The sequence below is a fragment of the Bradyrhizobium sp. AZCC 2289 genome, from assembly GCF_036924615.1.
Taxonomy (GTDB): domain Bacteria; phylum Pseudomonadota; class Alphaproteobacteria; order Rhizobiales; family Xanthobacteraceae; genus Bradyrhizobium.
Genome location: NZ_JAZHRY010000001.1, coordinates 9,205,866 through 9,221,782 on the forward strand (window position 1 = coordinate 9,205,866; position 15,917 = coordinate 9,221,782).

Consider the following 15,917-nt stretch of genomic DNA (forward strand, 5'->3'; position numbering starts at 1 on the left):
GCCGAAGCGGCGATCGGCTATCGTTTCGTGCCGAGCCGCGCAATGCATTTGCGGACGCGGACGACGCCGTTTGCGGTCATCTGCGACCCCGAAATTTCCTTGATCTGCCCGACCGGGCAGGATCCGTCGTCGACAAGAATGCGCTGACCCAGTCGCAGATTGACAATGTCCTGCTCGCGCGAGACCTGTTCGGCGACCGCGGGCGTTGCCAGCATCCACAGGCCGAGGCTGCCGGCCAGGGCAATCAACGCCGTGCGTGAGGCCTCCATGATCGCCAAATGGGCCTCCTTCACTTGTTCTGTATCTTCAGCCCGTTGGGGCCGACATTGATCTGCAGGCCCTCGGGTTCCTTCTTGGCCTGATAGAGATTGTAGCTGAGCACGCCGACGGCCGCGACCAGCGCCGCGATGATGAGATACAGGACGTTGCGGTTGCCGGGCATCCGGTAGCTCCATCGTGACGCTTATTCCAACGATGGAGTTTATTCATGCGGTGGCGATTCTCATAGGCGCCTGTTTCAGCCGACCGATCGGGACGGCGAGGATGCGGGTTTCGACATCTTGACGATGCCGGTTCCACCGCTGCCCGGCTTGCGGTTCGCGCGCAGTGCGAGGAGAGATGCCTTCGCCAATTTTTCAGCTGACGCGATCAGCTGCGGAATGGGGTGACCGGCAAATCCAAGCACGAACCCAGGCAACGGTCGCGCGCGAAAGTAAGTTTCCGCCAACAGCCAACCCTCGACACCGGCGGCGGCCCTGGCGTTCGGCACCGCTTGCCTCGTCACCGATCCCGAGGAGAAGAAGCGCGCGCTGGTCGCCATGGTCGACCGGTTCTTTCCCGATCGTACCGCGAGCCTGCGGCAAAGCACGGCACAGGAAATCAAGGCGACCGCGGTCATCGCGATGGAGATCGAACAGGCGTCCGCCAAGATTCGCTCAAGGGGCGTGGCCGACGATGCGGAGGATTACGAATTGCCTGTCTATGCCGAGCGGATTCCCGTGCGCACGGTGCTTGGCGCGCCGGAACCTTGTCCGCGGCTGCGCGACGGTGTCGGGCGGCCGCAATCGCTGCGTGGTTATTCGGAAGGCCGTCTGCTCGAAGACGCCTTGCGCGATGCCTATCTTGTGCAATATCCCGGCGGCTGAGGCCGGGCTAGGGTGCCGGCTCTCACGACCAAAGAAGAAACTCGCAATTGGAGCTGCCGCATGACTGCCGATACGCAACAAAAAATCCTGGATGCCGTCGACGCCGGCTTTGATGCGCAGCTGGCGACCACACGGGATTTTGTTGCGATACCGTCGACCCGCGGCGCCGAGGGGCCCTGCCAGGACATGATCGCGGATCTCCTGCGTGCACGCGGCTATGAGGTCGACGACTGGCATATCGACGTCGAGGATTTGAAGGATCTGCGCGGCTTCGGCCCGATCGAGCATGATTTTTCCAAGGCCCGCACCGTGGTCGGTACCTACCGGCCGTCGCGTAATGCAGGAAAGTCGCTGATCCTGCAGGGCCACTGCGACGTCGTACCTGCCGGGCCGCTGGATATGTGGGAGACGCCGCCGTTCTCGCCGGTCGTCAAGGACGGCAAGATGTATGGCCGCGGCGCCTGCGACATGAAGTCCGGCACCATCGGCGCGCTCTATGCGCTCGATGCGATCAAGGCGGCCGGCTTGAAGCCGACCGCGCGGATCCACTTTCAGTCCGTGATCGAGGAGGAGAGCACCGGCGTCGGCGCGCTCTCGACCTTGCAGCGCGGCTACCGCGCCGACGCCTGCTTCATTCCCGAGCCGACCAACGGCAAGATGGTTCGCTCGCAGGTCGGCGTGATCTGGTTTCGCCTGAAAGTGCGCGGTTTTCCCGTGCACGTGTTCGAGGCCGGCTCCGGCTCCAACGCGATCATGGCGGCGTATCATCTGATACATGGGCTGCAAAAGCTCGAGGCCGAATGGAACGAGCGCGCGAAAAGCGATCGCTATTTCAAAACGCTGACACATCCGATCAATTTCAATCCCGGCATCATCAAGGGCGGCGACTGGGCTTCCAGCGTGCCGGCCTGGTGCGACGTCGATTGCCGGATCGCGGTTCTGCCGGGCTGGTCGGTCGCCGATTGCCAGAACGAGATTCTGGCCTGCGTCTCGGCCGCCGCGCGCGACCATCGTTTCCTCTCCAACAATCCGCCCGAGGTGGCGTGGTCCGGATTTCTGTCCGAGGGCTATGAGCTGAAGGATTCCGCAGCCCCCGAAGCCGGCTTCGGCAAGGCGTATGCTGCGGTCTATGGCGGCGAGGTGCAGGACCATGTTTTCACTGCACTGACTGACACAAGGTTCTATGGCCTGAACCACAACATCCCGAGCCTGTGCTTCGGCGCCAGCGGGGCGGCGATGCATGGATTCAACGAATATGTCGATCTGGACTCGCTGCGCAAATCGACCAAGGCAACCGCGCTGTTCATCGCGGAATGGTGCGGGGTGGAAGCGATCTAAGTCGATCGTTTCGCAGGTTCAGTTCACCGGCGGCGCTTATGCGCCGTCGAACTGAACAGATCGAACGTTTCTGATCTGAACCAGCGGTGCGCGGCATCGCGATGATACCGTTCATGCCAATACTGCGCGATTTCGATGCGCGGCAAGGCAATCGGTGTGTCGAAGGCGGTCAGCCCGAGCGGGCCGGCGAGGCGCTTCGCCAGATTCGCCGGCAAGGTCGTGAGACCGTCGGTTTCGGCCGCGACAATGGCACCGGCGATGAAGCTTGGGACCTGCAGCATGATGTTCGATGGCGATATTTGCGACGCCAGCACGCGCTGCGCGGTCCCGTGCGCGGCATGACCGGTCTCTGATGCCGTGACAAGGATATGCCGCTCGGCGAGGAAGCCGGTGCGGGACCGCAAGGTCGACATTCTGGGATGGCCATCGCGCATAACGGTCACATAACCGTCGAAATACAATCGCTGACGCCGCAGGTGGCGCGCCGCCTTCGGAAACGCGCCAAGCGCCAGATCTGCCTCGCCCGCTTCCAGCTTGAGCTCGAACTGGCGTGAGTCCAGCGGCGTTGCCCGGATTTTGACTCTCGGCGCGATCGCAGCAACGTGGGCGATCAGCGGCGGCAGGAAACGGATCATTCCGACATCGGTCAGCAACAGGCTGAACGTGCGGTCCGACTGGTCGGGATCGAAGGCCGACACGGAGGCGCGCAAACCGTCGGCAGCCCCGAGAAGCGTGCGCAACTGATCGGCGATGTCGAGGGCCTTGGCGGTCGGCTGCATCGCGTGGCCGTTTCGGACGAACAGGGGATCGGCAAATTGCGCTCGGAGATTCCGGAGCACCTTGCTGATGCCGGGTTGCGTGGTCGCCAGAAGCTGTGCGGTCCGGGTGATGCTGCGCTCGTGCAGCAAGGCGTTCAGGATCCGCAGTTCTCTCAGGTTCAGCTCCGATGATGCATTTTCGGCCATATCATCTATTCCCATGCGGACATGGCGCCATTGACGCGCATCGGGTACGCTGCTGTCAAATGGAAACCTTCAAGGGTGCGCTTTAAGGGAGATCCGCCGTGAGCAAATTCATCATCGAGCCGCATTTTCGCCTGCAGGAATGGGTCGCCGAGGAGAAAGGCTATTTCCGCGCCGAAGGCCTCGACTATGAATTTCGCGAATTGATCCGCTCCACCGAGGGGCAGCATCACAACAAGGCCAATCAGGGCGCCTTCCAGAGCATCGAAAAGGGGCGCGAAGCCAATGTGAGCTGTGCCTGCCATTGGACGGTGAACGTGGCCGCCTCCAATGGTCACGCCAAGCTCTATGCCGACGTCTATTCAGTCGCGCCCTCCGGAATCTTCGTGCCTGCGGATTCACCGGTGCGCACCCCAGGCGATCTTGCGGGCATACCTATCTCGGTCGGATTTCAGTCCGGAAGCCATTATTCGACGATACAGGCGCTGGAGCAGTACATGACTCCGGGCGAGATCAACCTGACATTCGAAGACGGCATGCTGTTTCACCGCATGGAGCTGCTGATCGAGGGCAAGAGCCCGGCGGCGGCGCTTTTCAACGGGCCGTATTATCTGGCCGAGCAATTGGGCTTCCGCAAGGTGATCGATACCACCTTCATGATCGCCGCCATGATCAAGGGCACGGTGGATCCGGAAGACGTCAGGCGATACTTCCGCGCCTTGCGCAGCGCGCAGCGCGATATCGATCTGCGGCCGGAATCCTACACGCGCTACTACAAGAACGAATTCCCGGATCGTTTCCATGCCGTCATGGATACGCGTCGCTGGGGTCCGGGTGAGCGGATCGTATTCGAGACCTATTCGAAGGAAGTATTCGAGCAATCGTTCGACTGGATCGCAGAGCACAAGATTTTTGCGGAAGGGCGAATGGGATCGGGAGAATACGATCAATCCACCATCTCGTTTGCGGCGGAGTAGCAGGAAATCGCAGCGAACCCTGGTTCGGGTGATAGAGGAAGATCATCGGTCGCGGCGACGTCACTGTGGCCACAACGCCGCGACGATCGCATCCAGCCCGTCCGTGAGCGCCGCAGGTCCCGGCTGCAGGATCAGCGGCGACTTGATCTCGACGATGCGGTTGTTGCGTACCGCCGGAATTTCGCTCCAGCCCGGCCGCTGCCGGATCCGGTCGGGCACGACCTTCTTGCCGCACCACGACGCCAGGATCACGTCGGGTGCGGTGTTGCGTACCACATCGGGCGAAATGATCCGGTCCTTGGCGGCCTGCTGAAACCGCAATTTCGGCAACACGTCCTCGCCGCCGGCGATCTCGATCAGCTCGGAAACCCAGCCGATGCCGCTGATCAGGGGATCGTCCCATTCCTCGAAATAGACTTTTGGTTTTGGCGAAGGCCGGGCCGTCGATGCGATGTCGGCGAGGCGCGCCTCAAAGCTGCCGGCAAGCTGGTCGGCGCGCCCGGCCGCGCCGACCAGCGCGCCGAGCGTGCGGATCATCGCCAGGATCCCTGCGACGTCGCGCTGGTTGAAGACATGGATGGCGACGCCGGCACGGACGAGGTCGGCAACGATGCCAGCCTGAAGGTCGGAAAAGGCGAGCACGAGATCCGGCTCGAGTGCCAGGATCTTTGGAATGTCGGCCGAGATGAAGGCCGATATCCGCGGCTTCTCGCGCCGAACTCTTGGCGGCCGCACCGCATAGCCGGAGACGCCGACGATGCGGTCCTGCTCGCCGAGCAGATACAGCGTCTCCACCGTTTCCTCGGTGAGGCAGACAATCCGGCGGGGAGGGAAGTGGCGCATCGCCAACGGTATGCAGAATTAGCGGCGCCTTGTCACCGTGGCCATTACCTCAGGGGTCATTGCCCGATTTACCTGGGCCAGCCATTCTCCTAAGAAATGGCTCGAAAGAAGAACGGGAGGATGCATGACGCCGCTTGAGAAAATCCAGTCGATGAAGATGCCGTTTGCGGAGTTGAAGGGCGTCACCTTCACCGAGGCGGACAGGGATCGCGTGGTCGCCAGGATGCCGGTGCGCCCCGATCTCTGCACCCTCAACCACACCATTCACGGCGGCGCGCTCATGGCGTTCGCGGATTCGGTCGGGGCTGCCGCGACCGTCATCAATCTGCCCGAGGACGCCAAGGGCACCACCACGATCGAAAGCAAGACCAATTTCATCGGTGGCGCCAAGGAGGGGACCACCGTGGTCGCAACCGCTACGCCGGTGCATCGGGGACGGCGGACGCAGGTCTGGCAGACGCGGCTGGAGACCGAAGACGGCAAGCTGGTCGCGATCGTGACGCAGACGCAGATGGTGTTGTAGGAGTGCGGACGGTGCGCGGCCTATGCGGTATCCACCGTCTGCACGGCGTTCAACATTCCGGTTTGCGGGTGACAGCCGGCGTATTCGAAGAACGCCTCATCGGCCCGGGCGACGGTCACCTCGTGATAAAGCCGCAGCTTCGCCGATGGACCCAGCGTCGACAGATATTTCATGGCGGCGCCAAAGATCCGGACATGGGTCGGATGCGATTCGGCCCATCGCTCCAGTGCCGCGAGGCTCTTCCACCAGCTCATGCCATAGGACTTTTCAAGAGGCCCGCCGTCGGGCGCAACGACCGTCATGTAGCGGTTGGCATAACAGCCGATTGAGCGGCCATCGTCGCGCAGAAAATCCATGCCTTCCCGCAACACCGGCTCGACGTCGTCGAGATACATCTTGCGTTCGGAGGCTTCGGTGTCGCCCCAATCCTGACCGGAGCGGATCAGGCAGAGGTTGTCGTGGGGGATCACCCGAATACGCGAGCCGTCGCGGACGGCATGCGCCGCGCCTGACGGCGCCATCTCGCTGGTTTGCGACTTGGGAATGCGATCGCGCATGCCGCCCCAATAGGCATGTTCCTGAACCTCGCCGCTCATGCCGTCGGCGAGCACCGCGACGCCTTCGGGTCTACCCAACGACGAGAACAGGGTTTCGTTGCCTTCCACGGATGGATAGAGCACCTCGATGAACGTGCCTACGCCGTCGGCGGTTCGCGCCTCGCCGGTCCAGCCGTCGCGTGCTGCCGGAAACCAGCCGTCGAATTTGGCGCGATCGTCCCAATAGGCCACCGTCACAACGTTGGTGAAACCGGCTTCGTCGACGTACCGCGCCCGGTCAAAATGGGTCGGGCCGCCAATTTGCGCGATGCGGGAAACGATCCATGCCAGCGCCTGCTCGGCGGCTTTTGACGGCGCGCCGTGGGTCTGGACGCCGAAATAGGCCATCACCACCTGCGCCACGCTCGGTTTGTGGCGCGCCACGAAGGACGGGTAAGGCGGCGCATAATCGTCGGGAACGCGACGGTGACGGGTGCGGGCGCTGCGGAGATGCTCCGGGATCGCGGATTCCATGGCGGGCTCCTCGTGGGTTCGGATCGTCAGGCCTGCAGTCTGATTTCGCTCATGACCTCGGCGTCGACGGGCAACGTGAAATGCTCGACGCGGTTGGCGCGGGAGGTGTTGAGCAACAGCCGCGTGACGTCGGGCCTGGAATAGTGTCCGGCGGGATCGGCGGCGTTTTTCGCCACGCCGATCATGCCGAGATCGATGTCGGCATACAAAATGCCTTCCTGATCGGGTGGAAGTTTCTCGGCAAGCGAACTGCCGTCCGGCCCGTAGATCACGGCGTGGCCGCCGCCGGCGTGCAGGAATGCATGTTTCTCGGGGCTATCGCAGAGTTCGTCGATCATGGCCTGCGAGACCACCGCGCACGGCCCGAGGAAGAAACAGGAGCCTTCGACGGCATAGACCTTGCTCGCGGCGTTGTTGACCTCATAGCCAAGCGCGTGCGCGAACGGATCGTACAGCGAGAAGCTCGGCCAGGCGCCGACGTGAACCTGCTCGTTCTGGGCGTACATCGCATATTTCGACAGCGGTTGCAGATGCTCCCAGCAGCACAGGGCGCCGAGCCGTCCGACGTCGGCGCGGTCATGGACGGCAAGATCGCTGCCGTCGCCTTCGCCGAACACGGTGCGTTCGGCATGGGTCGGCCGGAGCTTGCGACGTTTCGCGATCGGCTCGCCGTCCGGCCCGATCAGCCACTGCGCGATGTAGAGGCTGCCGCCGTCGCGTTCGGACAGGCCGATCACCGCGGTCAGCTTGGCGCGTTTGGTGGCCTTGCGGATCTTGTCGGCCTGCGGGCTGTCATAGGACAGCGAGTTGTCGAAATAGCGCTGCACAAAACCGCGGCCGATCGCCCAAGCCGGAGCGCCAAGCCAGATCTGCCACGGATATCCGGGAATGAAGGTTTCGGGAAATGCGATCAGCTTCGCGCCGTGTGCGGCCGCCTGTTCGATCAACGCGATCGTCTTGTCCACGGTTGCATCGAGATCGAGCCAAACCGGCGCCGCCTGAACCACCGCTACCTTGTATTTCTGATGAACGAGACCCATGAACATCGTCCTTCCGGTTCGTGAGACAGACAATCGTTGCGCAAGAGCCTACTGCCGCACCCGGCCGCGGCGCTTGTCCGCGGCGGCACGAAAACTTGTCTTAACTGGCGGATCGGCAGCCCAAGGCGACCGCTGAGCGCAAGGTGCAGTGACGGGGGAAGCCGACGGGAAATGGCTGGAGACTAGGGCGTGGACTCATTAGCACGCAGCCAAATTCGGATTGAGGCGAGTTTGACGAACGCCAGATAGTTAGCTGCGAGCTTCTCGTATCGAGTCGCAACACGCCGACATTGCTTGATCTTGTTGAAGAACCGTTCGATCAAGTTGCGGGCACGATACAGATAGGGACTGAAGCAGACGGGGTCTTTCCGATTTCGTTTCGGCGGAATGTTCGCCCAAGCTCCTTGCTGTCGGGCAAGCTCCCTGATCCAGTTCGCGTCGTATCCACGATCCGCGAGCAATATTGTTTGTGGAAGCAACTTGCTGAGCAGGACCGAACACAGCCGATTGTCATGCGCTTCACCGGGCGTGAGGGCGAGATGGACCGGCAGGCCATTGGTGTCCACCACCGCGTGGATCTTGCTCGTTAGGCCCCCTCGCGAGCGCCCTATATCTTGGTGATTGTTATCTGCGATGCAGGCTCCGTGCTGGTGCACCCGCACGACCGAGGTATCGATCATCTGCACCGCCGCGTCGTGACCAGCGGCCAGTGCATCCATGATCCGGTCCCAGACGCCGGCCTGCCGCCAGCGGACAAAGCGATTATAGCAGGTGGTGCGGGGGCCATAGGACACCAGCAGGTCGCGCCACGGAGCGCCTGAGCGCAGAACCCAAAAGATGCCGTTCAGGACGCGCCGGTCGTCAACACGGGGAATGCCGCGCGGCTTGTTCGGCAGAAATGACCTAATGGAAGCCCATTCAAAGTCCGTGAGTTCACACCGCATGATTTGAGGCTCCGGTTGGACGCTTGAATCACGTCTAAGCCGATGCCTTCAACCGGCAAAACCGGAGGACCGGTACTTCCGAGATTATCCCGTAAGCGGACATACCCTGACATGCCAAAATCGACGCGAATGACCCTGAACGGACATCACCGTCGCGGCTACCGCACGGATAGGGACTTCATGTGCTATCCCCTGATAATATCGGCTTCTGTTCCTATCGCCGTCCAAGCTATCCCGTCCGTCAATATCGGCTCGCAGAGACAAGGCACACATCGGTCTCGCGTAAGCGAGCCAACCATCCCTGATCGGGATTATCCATACCGGCGCCCGACTGAACTAATCTTCTGCGACCAACTCACTCAGGTGGGAGTTTTGTCGGAAATATTTGGAACATTCCTAGCTATCCGATTCGCAACGAATCGAGACAAAGCCGGGCCAATGATAAGGACGAGCATAAAACGAGCGACCTGCTGCGCCATAACAAACCCGACATCGACATTGGTGGATGCCGCAATAATGGCGACCGAGTCTGCCCCGCCCGGGCTGGTGGCAAGATAGGCCGTCAAAGGATCGATATCGAAAACTTCGACGAGAGCGAAGGCCAAGCCGCCACAAAATGCGATTAACATCAGAATTGATACTATCATTTTCGGCAAAGCCCGGATGGCATACACAAGAATTTCCCGGGTAAACCGCAAGCCAATCGTCCAGCCAAGAAGCAAATAGCTGACCGCCAGCAGCCAGCCTGGCAATTCGATTTCGACAAGACCGTTGGATTGTAGAACCGCACCGAGGAACATGGGTATCAGCAATATTCCTGCCGGAATGCGGGAAACAGGCCCTAGAATGACTCCTCCAAGAACGAGGACCAGCGTTTCAAGAAAAGGCAGTGCGTGGATCGGCGCAAACCAGACCGCAGGCGCTGCGGCCGCAACCGCCGGTGCGTGAACCCAGAAACGGGCAATAATGGAAGCTACGAGAGCGACCATGAGAACACGCACATATTGCATGAAGGCAACCAGCCGAGCGTCAGCGCCGTAGGCATCGGCCATCACCATCATGGCTGACGCCGCGCCAGGCAATAATCCCCAAATAGCCGTTGTTTCCGGCAAAATGCGGAACCTGCTGATGAGCCAGCCCAACAAACAACTGGCAACGATGACCAAGAAGCTGATGCCTAGAAACAGCGGCCACTCATGCAGAAAGGAATGAATAATGGTGGACGTAAGAACGCGCGCTATCATGCAGCCGATGATCGCCTGGGCGAAGCCGAAAGGCAGTTGCGGCACAAGGATGCCCGAGCCCCCATTTTCGACGAGGATGCCGGCTGTCATCGAACCAAGCAGAAGGGCCGCAGGCAACCGAGCCCATGTCAGCAAGGCAGAAAATAGAATCGAAAGAGCAATCAGAACTCCCCAGCGAGCGAAGACGGGCAGTGTGGATAAAGACACGGACTGCTGCACCGTCAGGCTTGGGAAAGAGTCAGATCAGCACCTTTGACGACTCTGCTGATCCTTGGAAAGATATTGCCGATGGCAAAGTTGTGCATCTCAGCGGACATGCCGCTCGTCGCATCTTCGACAAGAACGACGGCATAGCCGTGTTCCCATGCCTGTCGTGCCGTCGACTCGACGCCCATGTTCGTTGCGACGCCCCCCAGAACGATTGTCTGGATACCGCGGCGGCGCAGTTGCAGATCCAGCTCCGTGCCATGGAAGGCGCCCCATTGGCGCTTGGTGACGAGAATGTCGCCAGGCTTCGCCAATCCATCGATCAGCTCGCTGAAATTTTCAGGAAAGCCGCCCGGCGGTGCGGCGAAGGGCTGATCGACAGACTGCCTCAAGGCGTCTTTGAAATCCTTGGCGAAGCCTACATTCACGAGAACGACCGGCGCCCCTGCTTTGCGGAAGGTGTCCGCGAGCGTGCTGCCGGCCTTCGTGACCCGGTCTGCCGGGTAAGGCTTCAGTTCGTGCCCCATGATGCCTTTTTGCAGATCGATGAGGACCAGTGCGGTCGTCTTGGGATCGAGTTCAAGCATGGTTTTTCGCCTGTTGGGTTGACGTTCGGTGTTTCAGCTGCGTTAATTGAGCCTGCACTCACATAACGCGATAATTGAGCATGCCCTCAACTATGTCAAGACCCAACGAAGTTCCGCACGCGAAGGCGCCGCAAAGGCGCAACGGAAAGCTGCGGGTCGCCGCCATATTGAAAGCTGGCGCCGCGGTCATCTCCGAGAAGGGTTATGAGATGGCAACGATGGCCGAGATTGCGGCAAGATCGAACACCAAAATAGGTTCGCTCTATCGTTTCTTTCCCAACAAGGAAGTCCTGGCAAATGCGTTGATCGCGCATTACCACGAAGGCGTTCACAACGCCTTCGACGAACTTGATTCCAGAATCCAATCGCTATCCATCTCCTCGCTCGCTGATTTCTTGCTGGATCTAATGGTCGATCTCCACCAAGGCGCCGGGCCGACGTTGAAACGATTGTTGGAAATTCCTGAAGTTTTGTCGGTGAAGCGAGGTGAATTCAGCAGATCCATTCACAAGCATATCGTCCGGACATTGACGCTGCGCAGCCCGAGCCTGACCGCCAACAAGGCGCAAGACATGGCCGTCGTGATCCTCGGCAACATGAAGACGATGGCCGCCTTCTCGGACGCCGCTGACCAAAGCGTTCGTCCGGGCGCCATCGAGGAGTTGCGCGAGATGACCCGGATTTATCTGAAAAGCAGGCTGAAGACGAAGCCAGTTTAATTGATGTTGGGATCTCCTTTACACTGCGGAAATTACGATAGTCGTCTGCGATGGTCGCGGAGGAACAGCGTGCAAAAAGCGCAAGATCAGCGATACGACGTGCTGCAGTCGTCGTCTGAGTTGGGTTGGTCGAATCTTTTCGCCGAGGTCCGTTCCTATGGTCGCGGAGAAGGGGTGCACCCCGCTGAGCCGGAGACCAAAATTACAATCATGCTTGATGGATCGGAAGGCACCTGCGGCTGGAGAATGGGTGGAAGCTGGCGGTCTTCGGAGCACATACCGGGCCTCGTCTGGGTCAAACCAATAGGCAGCAAGTATGATGAGGCCTACATCATTACTGCCAAAAAGATTCGAGTCTTGAACTTACACTTGACCGCCAGCGTCTTTACGCAACTGGGCGATTACTACGGTCTTCCTGCAGCGCTCGATCGGTCTGCTCGCCACGTGTGCGGCGTGCAGGACGAAGTCGTTAATCAGATTGGCTTGTCGGTGCTATCAGAGATGATGACCCCTACCGCTGCCGGACGCATGTTCGCGGAAACGGCCTCTCTGCTGCTTGCTGCAAGATTGCTACACGCGCATTGGGATGCTGGTTCCGTCCGCTTGCCGATTGAACGACGTCACCGGCTCGATGAGCGACGCCTGAGGCGTGTTCTTGATTATGTCGAGGAGCATCTTGCTGACGATATCGCGGTTGCCGATCTCGCCAACGTCGCGTCTCTCAGCATCTTTTACTTCACGCGCGCGTTTTCTGCTGCAGTAGGCATGCCTCCGCATCGCTACGTCAGCCAAAGGCGGCTGGAGTGGGCAAAGACAATGATCGCGGCGGGGGGCACATCGATTGCAGAAATGGCCTTCGTGTGCGGATTTTCCTCGCAGTCGAGCTTTACCCGTGCGTTCCGGCGGGCCACGGGTTTGACCCCCGCGATGTATCGCCGCGAGTTCGGTTCGTAGCTGTCAGCCCAGCCAAGAGGGTTGAGCAAAAACGGTCTAAACAACGGCAGACACGGTGCATACGGCGCAATTACTTGACATTATAGTGCGCTGTAGAGGATGGAAGTTGCGATGCCGGGTTGCTCTAGCCATGGTGCATAGAACGCTGAGATTTGGTCCGTTTGAGCTTTCGGGTAGCAAGAGGGTGCTATGGTGCAACGGTGTCACGCTTCCCCTTGGTAGTCGGGCGCTTGATATTTTGGTCTATCTCGCCGAACGTCCAGGCGAGGTCATCGGAAAGAACCAGCTCATTGATCATGTCTGGTCGAACGTCACCGTGGAGGAGGGCAGCCTCCGGGTCCACGTGGCCGCCATCCGCAAGGCGCTCAGGGATGGCCAGTGCGGCAACAGATATATCGCCAACGTTAAAGGACGAGGCTACTCGTTCGTAGGATCGGTCGTTCGTCTCGAAGACAGCACGGAACACGTCAGCGACTGGCACATGAAAGCTAGACTGCGCTATGCGCCTGTTTCGCCGAACACCCATCGACGGTCGCCAAAGCTTCGGAGCGTGCGTTTGCGCTGAACCCACCATCAGCACAAGGTCGCCTTCTGGCACTTTTCGGACATGGGGCCATGTCCGACTTGAGCCCGTTATCGGCACCGAAGCGGACGTCCGCCGCCGCTCCAGGTTTATGGGTCCACGCCCTAATGCGGAAGCTGCTCGCGCCATTCGCGCGGCGAGGCGCCGAACCTCTGCTTGAAGATCCGGCTGAAATGGGCGAGGTCGTTAAAGCCCCACGCGAACGCGATGTCACCGACGTGCCGTGCGGCGTGGGCGGGATCTGACAGATCGCGTTTGCATCGTTCCAGGCGTTGCGTCTGGACGTAGCTGCGGAACGAGGTCTGCTCGTCGGCCATCAAATGGCTGGCATAGCGCGGCGAGATGCCAATGGCCGCGGCTACCTGCGACATCGACAGTTCGGGGTCGCTGAGATGCGTCAGGATATAGTTCTTGAGGCGATAGAGCAGCGCGGAGCGGTGAAACGACTGGTCCGGCGAACGCTGATGCATCCGTTCGGCGAAGGCCATCGCGATCAGATCCAACCCCTGATCCAGGAGACGGGTAGCGGTGGCGGGATCGACATGATCGATGACCTTGCTCATGCTGACCAGGAACTCATAGGCCAGGCCTTCGAGGGGACGATCGCCGCAGAACGTGGTTGCGGTCAGCGCGTCGAACGCGCCGATGCGCTGTTGCAGCAGTTTTCGCGGCATCTGAAGGATGGTCTGCGAAAAGCTGTCGTCAAAGCGCAGCTCGTAGGGGCGGGTGGTGTCGTAAATGACGAACTGCCCCGCGGACACGACCGCTTCGCGTCCGTCCTGATACACGCCGTTGACGCCGCTGTTGCCCAAGGCGACCAGCACGTAATCCTCGCTGGCGCGTGCGATCCGTGATGGCGTGCGGAACACCCGCTGGGCGCAGGAATCGACGCGCGTAAGCGCCGCAGGGCCGACCGCCGATTGCGAAACCGCGCCCCAAAACGCCTCGTGCATGTCGGAACGGCAATCGAGCCCGACAAAGGTGTCGCAGACGATGTCCTGCCAAACCGCAAGCCGCCGATCCGGAACTGAAGAACTCGTGTTGAGCACGACAGCCACGATGGACCTCCAGGAACCGGGCGAGTTTGGGCCAAAGTCCGGCTCAAATCCAGTGCCTGCAAATAGCCTGCCGAGCGGCGCGGCAGGTTAACAATCGGTTAACAAAATTTGACGTTTTATGAGGCATTCTAGGGACTTGCGTATCATGTTGCGATGCACAATATAGGTGGTCTAGGGATTCGACGCCTCCTCGAGGGCTTCCATGAGGAGATTTGATATGAGCTATGAAATTACCCGTCCGGCGCTCGCCAAGGGCACGGTTCGGACACTAAGCCAGCAGGAAGAGCTACCTCTGTTGCGCGAACATCTGTTGCGGCTCGACCGCACCAGCCGCCACGATCGCTTCCATGGCTTCATGGATGACAGCTTCATCGAACGCTACGCCGAGAAATGCGCCAATGATGGCACCGTCATCATGGCCTATATCGAGGATGGCGTGGTGCGCGGCGCAGCAGAACTGCATCCGCCCGAGCAATCCCAGGATTCATTGCCGGAGATCGCCTTCAGCGTGGAAGCATCGGTGCGGCGCAAGGGCGTCGGCAGCATCCTGTTCAGGAAGCTGATCGCCGAGGCCCGCGCCAAGGGCTATCGCAGCCTGCGCATCACCACCGGTGCGCAGAACGAGGCGATGCGGGCGCTTGCCAACAAGTTCGGCGCGCATCTCAGCTTCCGCTACGGTGAATCCACCGGGAATATCGACCTGACCCAGCAGAAGCAGCCGGTGCCTGCGCCGGCCGCCTTTGCAACCTCGCTCGACGCCAGCCGCGCGATCGCGAATTTCAATCGCGCGTACTGGAAGATGCTGTTGCAGATGTACGGGTGGGATAAGGCGGCCTGACGGTTAAGCGAGTCCAGGCGGCCATTCGCTAATCCTCGAGCCCGGTTCTGATTAAATCAGAGCCGGGCTTTCGTATTTTGTTTTGTCGCGTTTCTTGACGCGAACCGGCGTCTACCCCGGATCAGGTCCGGGGTACGCTTTGCTGGAAAATGTCATGGATCGAGCGAACTGCCCGCGTACCTTCAGGTGCCGGTGCGCTTGTCGTTGCCGAACCGCCTGACCACGCGGCGCTCAACCACCACAGAGCGCTGCGCACCTTGCTCGCCCGTGATCACGCGCGTGACGGTTCGCGCCACGGCGCGTCCGGTCTTCTTCACTTCGGCCAGCACTTCCTCATACGGCAGTCCCATAAGCGCTGCGGCGATTTCCGCCTGCTGCTGCGCATCCTCGGTAATGCCGACGGCGGCGAAGATTGCTTCCTCCAGCGTCGGCGGATCGCGCCGCACGCGCCGGGTGCCGTATTTGGTGTTCCAGTCTTCGCTCATCGGGGCCTCGCATCTGATCGTGAGATACCTAGGTGCCCTTATGTTGCATTGCAATATGAAATTGGCGTGGCAATACAGCCATGCGTTAGAGTTTTTCGAGCCTGGTCGCGTCGTACAGCTCGATGGTGGTAGCGGCCGCGGCCAGCGACTGCAGCGAACGGACGAACTCGCGCGAGGCGGGCACCGCGAAATGCGCCAACAGGGCCGCGCGATCGGTCCATTGCTCGAAAAACACCAGCCGCAGCGGATTTTCGCAGTCGACATGCACGGCATGCGAGATGCAGCCGGGCTCGCCGCGCGAACGATGGACGTGCTCGAGGCTTAATCGGCGAACTTCATCGAAGGAATCCTGTCGCGCCGTTACGCTCCCGGTCACCACGATCATTTGATCCCCCGTTTC

At 60.5% G+C, this 15,917-nt stretch carries 19 protein-coding genes and 2 pseudogenes; 8 read left to right on the forward strand and 13 right to left on the reverse strand.

What is annotated here, in order from left to right; all coding sequences use genetic code 11:
• Positions 1–17: 17 nt before the first annotated feature.
• The 3 genes and pseudogenes from V1289_RS43090 to V1289_RS43100 form a co-directional block, all read right to left on the reverse strand.
• The gene (locus V1289_RS43090) at positions 18–269 is read right to left on the reverse strand and encodes a DUF6719 family protein (protein ID WP_334405582.1); all 252 of its coding nucleotides are present in this window, start codon (positions 267–269) and stop codon (positions 18–20) included.
• Between the two features lie 20 nt (positions 270–289).
• A complete protein-coding gene (locus tag V1289_RS43095) occupies positions 290–442 on the reverse strand; it encodes a hypothetical protein (protein WP_334405584.1) in 153 nt (50 codons plus the stop codon).
• Between the two features lie 75 nt (positions 443–517).
• Positions 518–760: pseudogene (locus V1289_RS43100) on the reverse strand (hypothetical protein); the annotation flags it as partial.
• On the opposite strand from V1289_RS43100, the pseudogene V1289_RS43105 reads away from it, so the two are divergent.
• Together V1289_RS43105 and V1289_RS43110 are read left to right on the forward strand one after the other, a co-directional pair.
• Positions 750–1,145, forward strand: a pseudogene (locus V1289_RS43105) (pyridoxamine 5'-phosphate oxidase family protein); the annotation flags it as partial. The pseudogenes V1289_RS43100 and V1289_RS43105 sit on opposite strands and share 11 nt — an antisense overlap.
• A 60-nt stretch (positions 1,146–1,205) precedes the next feature.
• Complete coding sequence (locus tag V1289_RS43110) at positions 1,206–2,483, forward strand: ArgE/DapE family deacylase (RefSeq protein WP_334405586.1); 1,278 nt, start codon at positions 1,206–1,208, stop codon at positions 2,481–2,483.
• Positions 2,484–2,506: 23 nt separating this feature from the next.
• Here the strand turns inward: V1289_RS43110 and V1289_RS43115 are convergent, their stop codons facing one another.
• Entirely contained in the window at positions 2,507–3,448 is a 942-nt protein-coding gene (locus tag V1289_RS43115) for a LysR family transcriptional regulator (protein ID WP_334405587.1), read from the reverse strand.
• Positions 3,449–3,546: 98 nt separating this feature from the next.
• Between V1289_RS43115 and V1289_RS43120 the strand changes: the two genes are divergently transcribed.
• Positions 3,547–4,422: an ABC transporter substrate-binding protein gene (locus tag V1289_RS43120; RefSeq protein WP_334405589.1), complete on the forward strand. Its 876-nt coding sequence runs from the start codon at positions 3,547–3,549 to the stop codon at positions 4,420–4,422.
• 60 nt (positions 4,423–4,482) lie between these two features.
• On the opposite strand, the gene V1289_RS43125 is transcribed toward V1289_RS43120, so the two are convergent.
• Positions 4,483–5,265, reverse strand: a complete 783-nt coding sequence (locus V1289_RS43125; RefSeq protein WP_334405590.1) for a cobalamin-binding protein — start codon at positions 5,263–5,265, stop codon at positions 4,483–4,485.
• Between the two features lie 124 nt (positions 5,266–5,389).
• Between V1289_RS43125 and V1289_RS43130 the strand changes: the two genes are divergently transcribed.
• Positions 5,390–5,788 (forward strand): PaaI family thioesterase, encoded by a 399-nt coding sequence (locus tag V1289_RS43130; protein ID WP_334405591.1) that lies wholly within the window; start codon positions 5,390–5,392, stop codon positions 5,786–5,788.
• A gap of 20 nt (positions 5,789–5,808) precedes the next feature.
• Here V1289_RS43130 and V1289_RS43135 read toward each other — a convergent pair whose 3' ends face one another.
• From V1289_RS43135 to V1289_RS43155, 5 genes are all read right to left on the reverse strand, one after another.
• Positions 5,809–6,858, reverse strand: coding sequence for a phenylacetaldoxime dehydratase family protein (locus V1289_RS43135; protein WP_334405593.1), 1,050 nt, complete (start codon positions 6,856–6,858; stop codon positions 5,809–5,811).
• 26 nt (positions 6,859–6,884) lie between these two features.
• Positions 6,885–7,898 carry a carbon-nitrogen hydrolase family protein gene (locus V1289_RS43140; protein ID WP_334405594.1) on the reverse strand — a complete coding sequence of 338 codons (1,014 nt, stop codon included), beginning with the start codon at positions 7,896–7,898 and terminating at the stop codon, positions 6,885–6,887.
• Between the two features lie 182 nt (positions 7,899–8,080).
• On the reverse strand, positions 8,081–8,842 hold the full coding sequence (locus V1289_RS43145) for an IS5 family transposase (protein WP_334405596.1): 762 nt from the start codon (positions 8,840–8,842) through the stop codon (positions 8,081–8,083).
• Between the two features lie 359 nt (positions 8,843–9,201).
• A complete protein-coding gene (locus V1289_RS43150; RefSeq protein ID WP_334405598.1) occupies positions 9,202–10,293 on the reverse strand; it encodes an AbrB family transcriptional regulator in 1,092 nt (363 codons plus the stop codon).
• 14 nt (positions 10,294–10,307) lie between these two features.
• Positions 10,308–10,880, reverse strand: coding sequence for a hydrolase (locus V1289_RS43155; RefSeq protein WP_334405600.1), 573 nt, complete (start codon positions 10,878–10,880; stop codon positions 10,308–10,310).
• 92 nt (positions 10,881–10,972) lie between these two features.
• On the opposite strand from V1289_RS43155, the gene V1289_RS43160 reads away from it, so the two are divergent.
• The 3 genes from V1289_RS43160 to V1289_RS43170 all read left to right on the forward strand — a co-directional run bounded on the left by V1289_RS43160 (position 10,973) and on the right by V1289_RS43170 (position 13,118).
• A complete protein-coding gene (locus V1289_RS43160) occupies positions 10,973–11,599 on the forward strand; it encodes a TetR/AcrR family transcriptional regulator (RefSeq protein WP_334407903.1) in 627 nt (208 codons plus the stop codon).
• 69 nt (positions 11,600–11,668) lie between these two features.
• The gene (locus tag V1289_RS43165) at positions 11,669–12,553 is read left to right on the forward strand and encodes an AraC family transcriptional regulator (protein WP_334405602.1); all 885 of its coding nucleotides are present in this window, start codon (positions 11,669–11,671) and stop codon (positions 12,551–12,553) included.
• Between the two features lie 130 nt (positions 12,554–12,683).
• Entirely contained in the window at positions 12,684–13,118 is a 435-nt protein-coding gene (locus V1289_RS43170) for a winged helix-turn-helix domain-containing protein (RefSeq protein WP_334405604.1), read from the forward strand.
• Positions 13,119–13,240: 122 nt separating this feature from the next.
• Here V1289_RS43170 and V1289_RS43175 read toward each other — a convergent pair whose 3' ends face one another.
• Entirely contained in the window at positions 13,241–14,194 is a 954-nt protein-coding gene (locus tag V1289_RS43175) for a helix-turn-helix domain-containing protein (RefSeq protein WP_334405606.1), read from the reverse strand.
• Between the two features lie 217 nt (positions 14,195–14,411).
• On the opposite strand from V1289_RS43175, the gene V1289_RS43180 reads away from it, so the two are divergent.
• Positions 14,412–15,032, forward strand: a complete 621-nt coding sequence (locus V1289_RS43180; protein WP_334405608.1) for a GNAT family N-acetyltransferase — start codon at positions 14,412–14,414, stop codon at positions 15,030–15,032.
• A gap of 182 nt (positions 15,033–15,214) precedes the next feature.
• Here the strand turns inward: V1289_RS43180 and V1289_RS43185 are convergent, their stop codons facing one another.
• Positions 15,215–15,517 (reverse strand): hypothetical protein, encoded by a 303-nt coding sequence (locus tag V1289_RS43185; RefSeq protein ID WP_334405610.1) that lies wholly within the window; start codon positions 15,515–15,517, stop codon positions 15,215–15,217.
• A gap of 85 nt (positions 15,518–15,602) precedes the next feature.
• Positions 15,603–15,902, reverse strand: coding sequence for a putative quinol monooxygenase (locus tag V1289_RS43190; protein WP_334405612.1), 300 nt, complete (start codon positions 15,900–15,902; stop codon positions 15,603–15,605).
• Positions 15,903–15,917: the final 15 nt, after the last annotated feature.

What these genes read in the sequence shown, in the direction of transcription:
- V1289_RS43090 (WP_334405582.1), bottom strand. Translation starts at nt 269, where the DNA reads ATGGAGGCCTCACGCACGGCGTTGATTGCCCTGGCCGGCAGCCTCGGC.
- V1289_RS43095 (WP_334405584.1), bottom strand. Translation starts at nt 442, where the DNA reads ATGCCCGGCAACCGCAACGTCCTGTATCTCATCATCGCGGCGCTGGTC.
- V1289_RS43110 (WP_334405586.1), top strand. Translation starts at nt 1,206, where the DNA reads ATGACTGCCGATACGCAACAAAAAATCCTGGATGCCGTCGACGCCGGC.
- V1289_RS43115 (WP_334405587.1), bottom strand. Translation starts at nt 3,448, where the DNA reads ATGGCCGAAAATGCATCATCGGAGCTGAACCTGAGAGAACTGCGGATC.
- V1289_RS43125 (WP_334405590.1), bottom strand. Translation starts at nt 5,265, where the DNA reads ATGCGCCACTTCCCTCCCCGCCGGATTGTCTGCCTCACCGAGGAAACG.
- V1289_RS43130 (WP_334405591.1), top strand. Translation starts at nt 5,390, where the DNA reads ATGACGCCGCTTGAGAAAATCCAGTCGATGAAGATGCCGTTTGCGGAG.
- V1289_RS43135 (WP_334405593.1), bottom strand. Translation starts at nt 6,858, where the DNA reads ATGGAATCCGCGATCCCGGAGCATCTCCGCAGCGCCCGCACCCGTCAC.
- V1289_RS43140 (WP_334405594.1), bottom strand. Translation starts at nt 7,898, where the DNA reads ATGGGTCTCGTTCATCAGAAATACAAGGTAGCGGTGGTTCAGGCGGCG.
- V1289_RS43145 (WP_334405596.1), bottom strand. Translation starts at nt 8,842, where the DNA reads ATGCGGTGTGAACTCACGGACTTTGAATGGGCTTCCATTAGGTCATTT.
- V1289_RS43155 (WP_334405600.1), bottom strand. Translation starts at nt 10,880, where the DNA reads ATGCTTGAACTCGATCCCAAGACGACCGCACTGGTCCTCATCGATCTG.
- V1289_RS43160 (WP_334407903.1), top strand. Translation starts at nt 10,973, where the DNA reads ATGTCAAGACCCAACGAAGTTCCGCACGCGAAGGCGCCGCAAAGGCGC.
- V1289_RS43170 (WP_334405604.1), top strand. Translation starts at nt 12,684, where the DNA reads ATGGTGCATAGAACGCTGAGATTTGGTCCGTTTGAGCTTTCGGGTAGC.
- V1289_RS43180 (WP_334405608.1), top strand. Translation starts at nt 14,412, where the DNA reads ATGAGCTATGAAATTACCCGTCCGGCGCTCGCCAAGGGCACGGTTCGG.
- V1289_RS43185 (WP_334405610.1), bottom strand. Translation starts at nt 15,517, where the DNA reads ATGAGCGAAGACTGGAACACCAAATACGGCACCCGGCGCGTGCGGCGC.
- V1289_RS43190 (WP_334405612.1), bottom strand. Translation starts at nt 15,902, where the DNA reads ATGATCGTGGTGACCGGGAGCGTAACGGCGCGACAGGATTCCTTCGAT.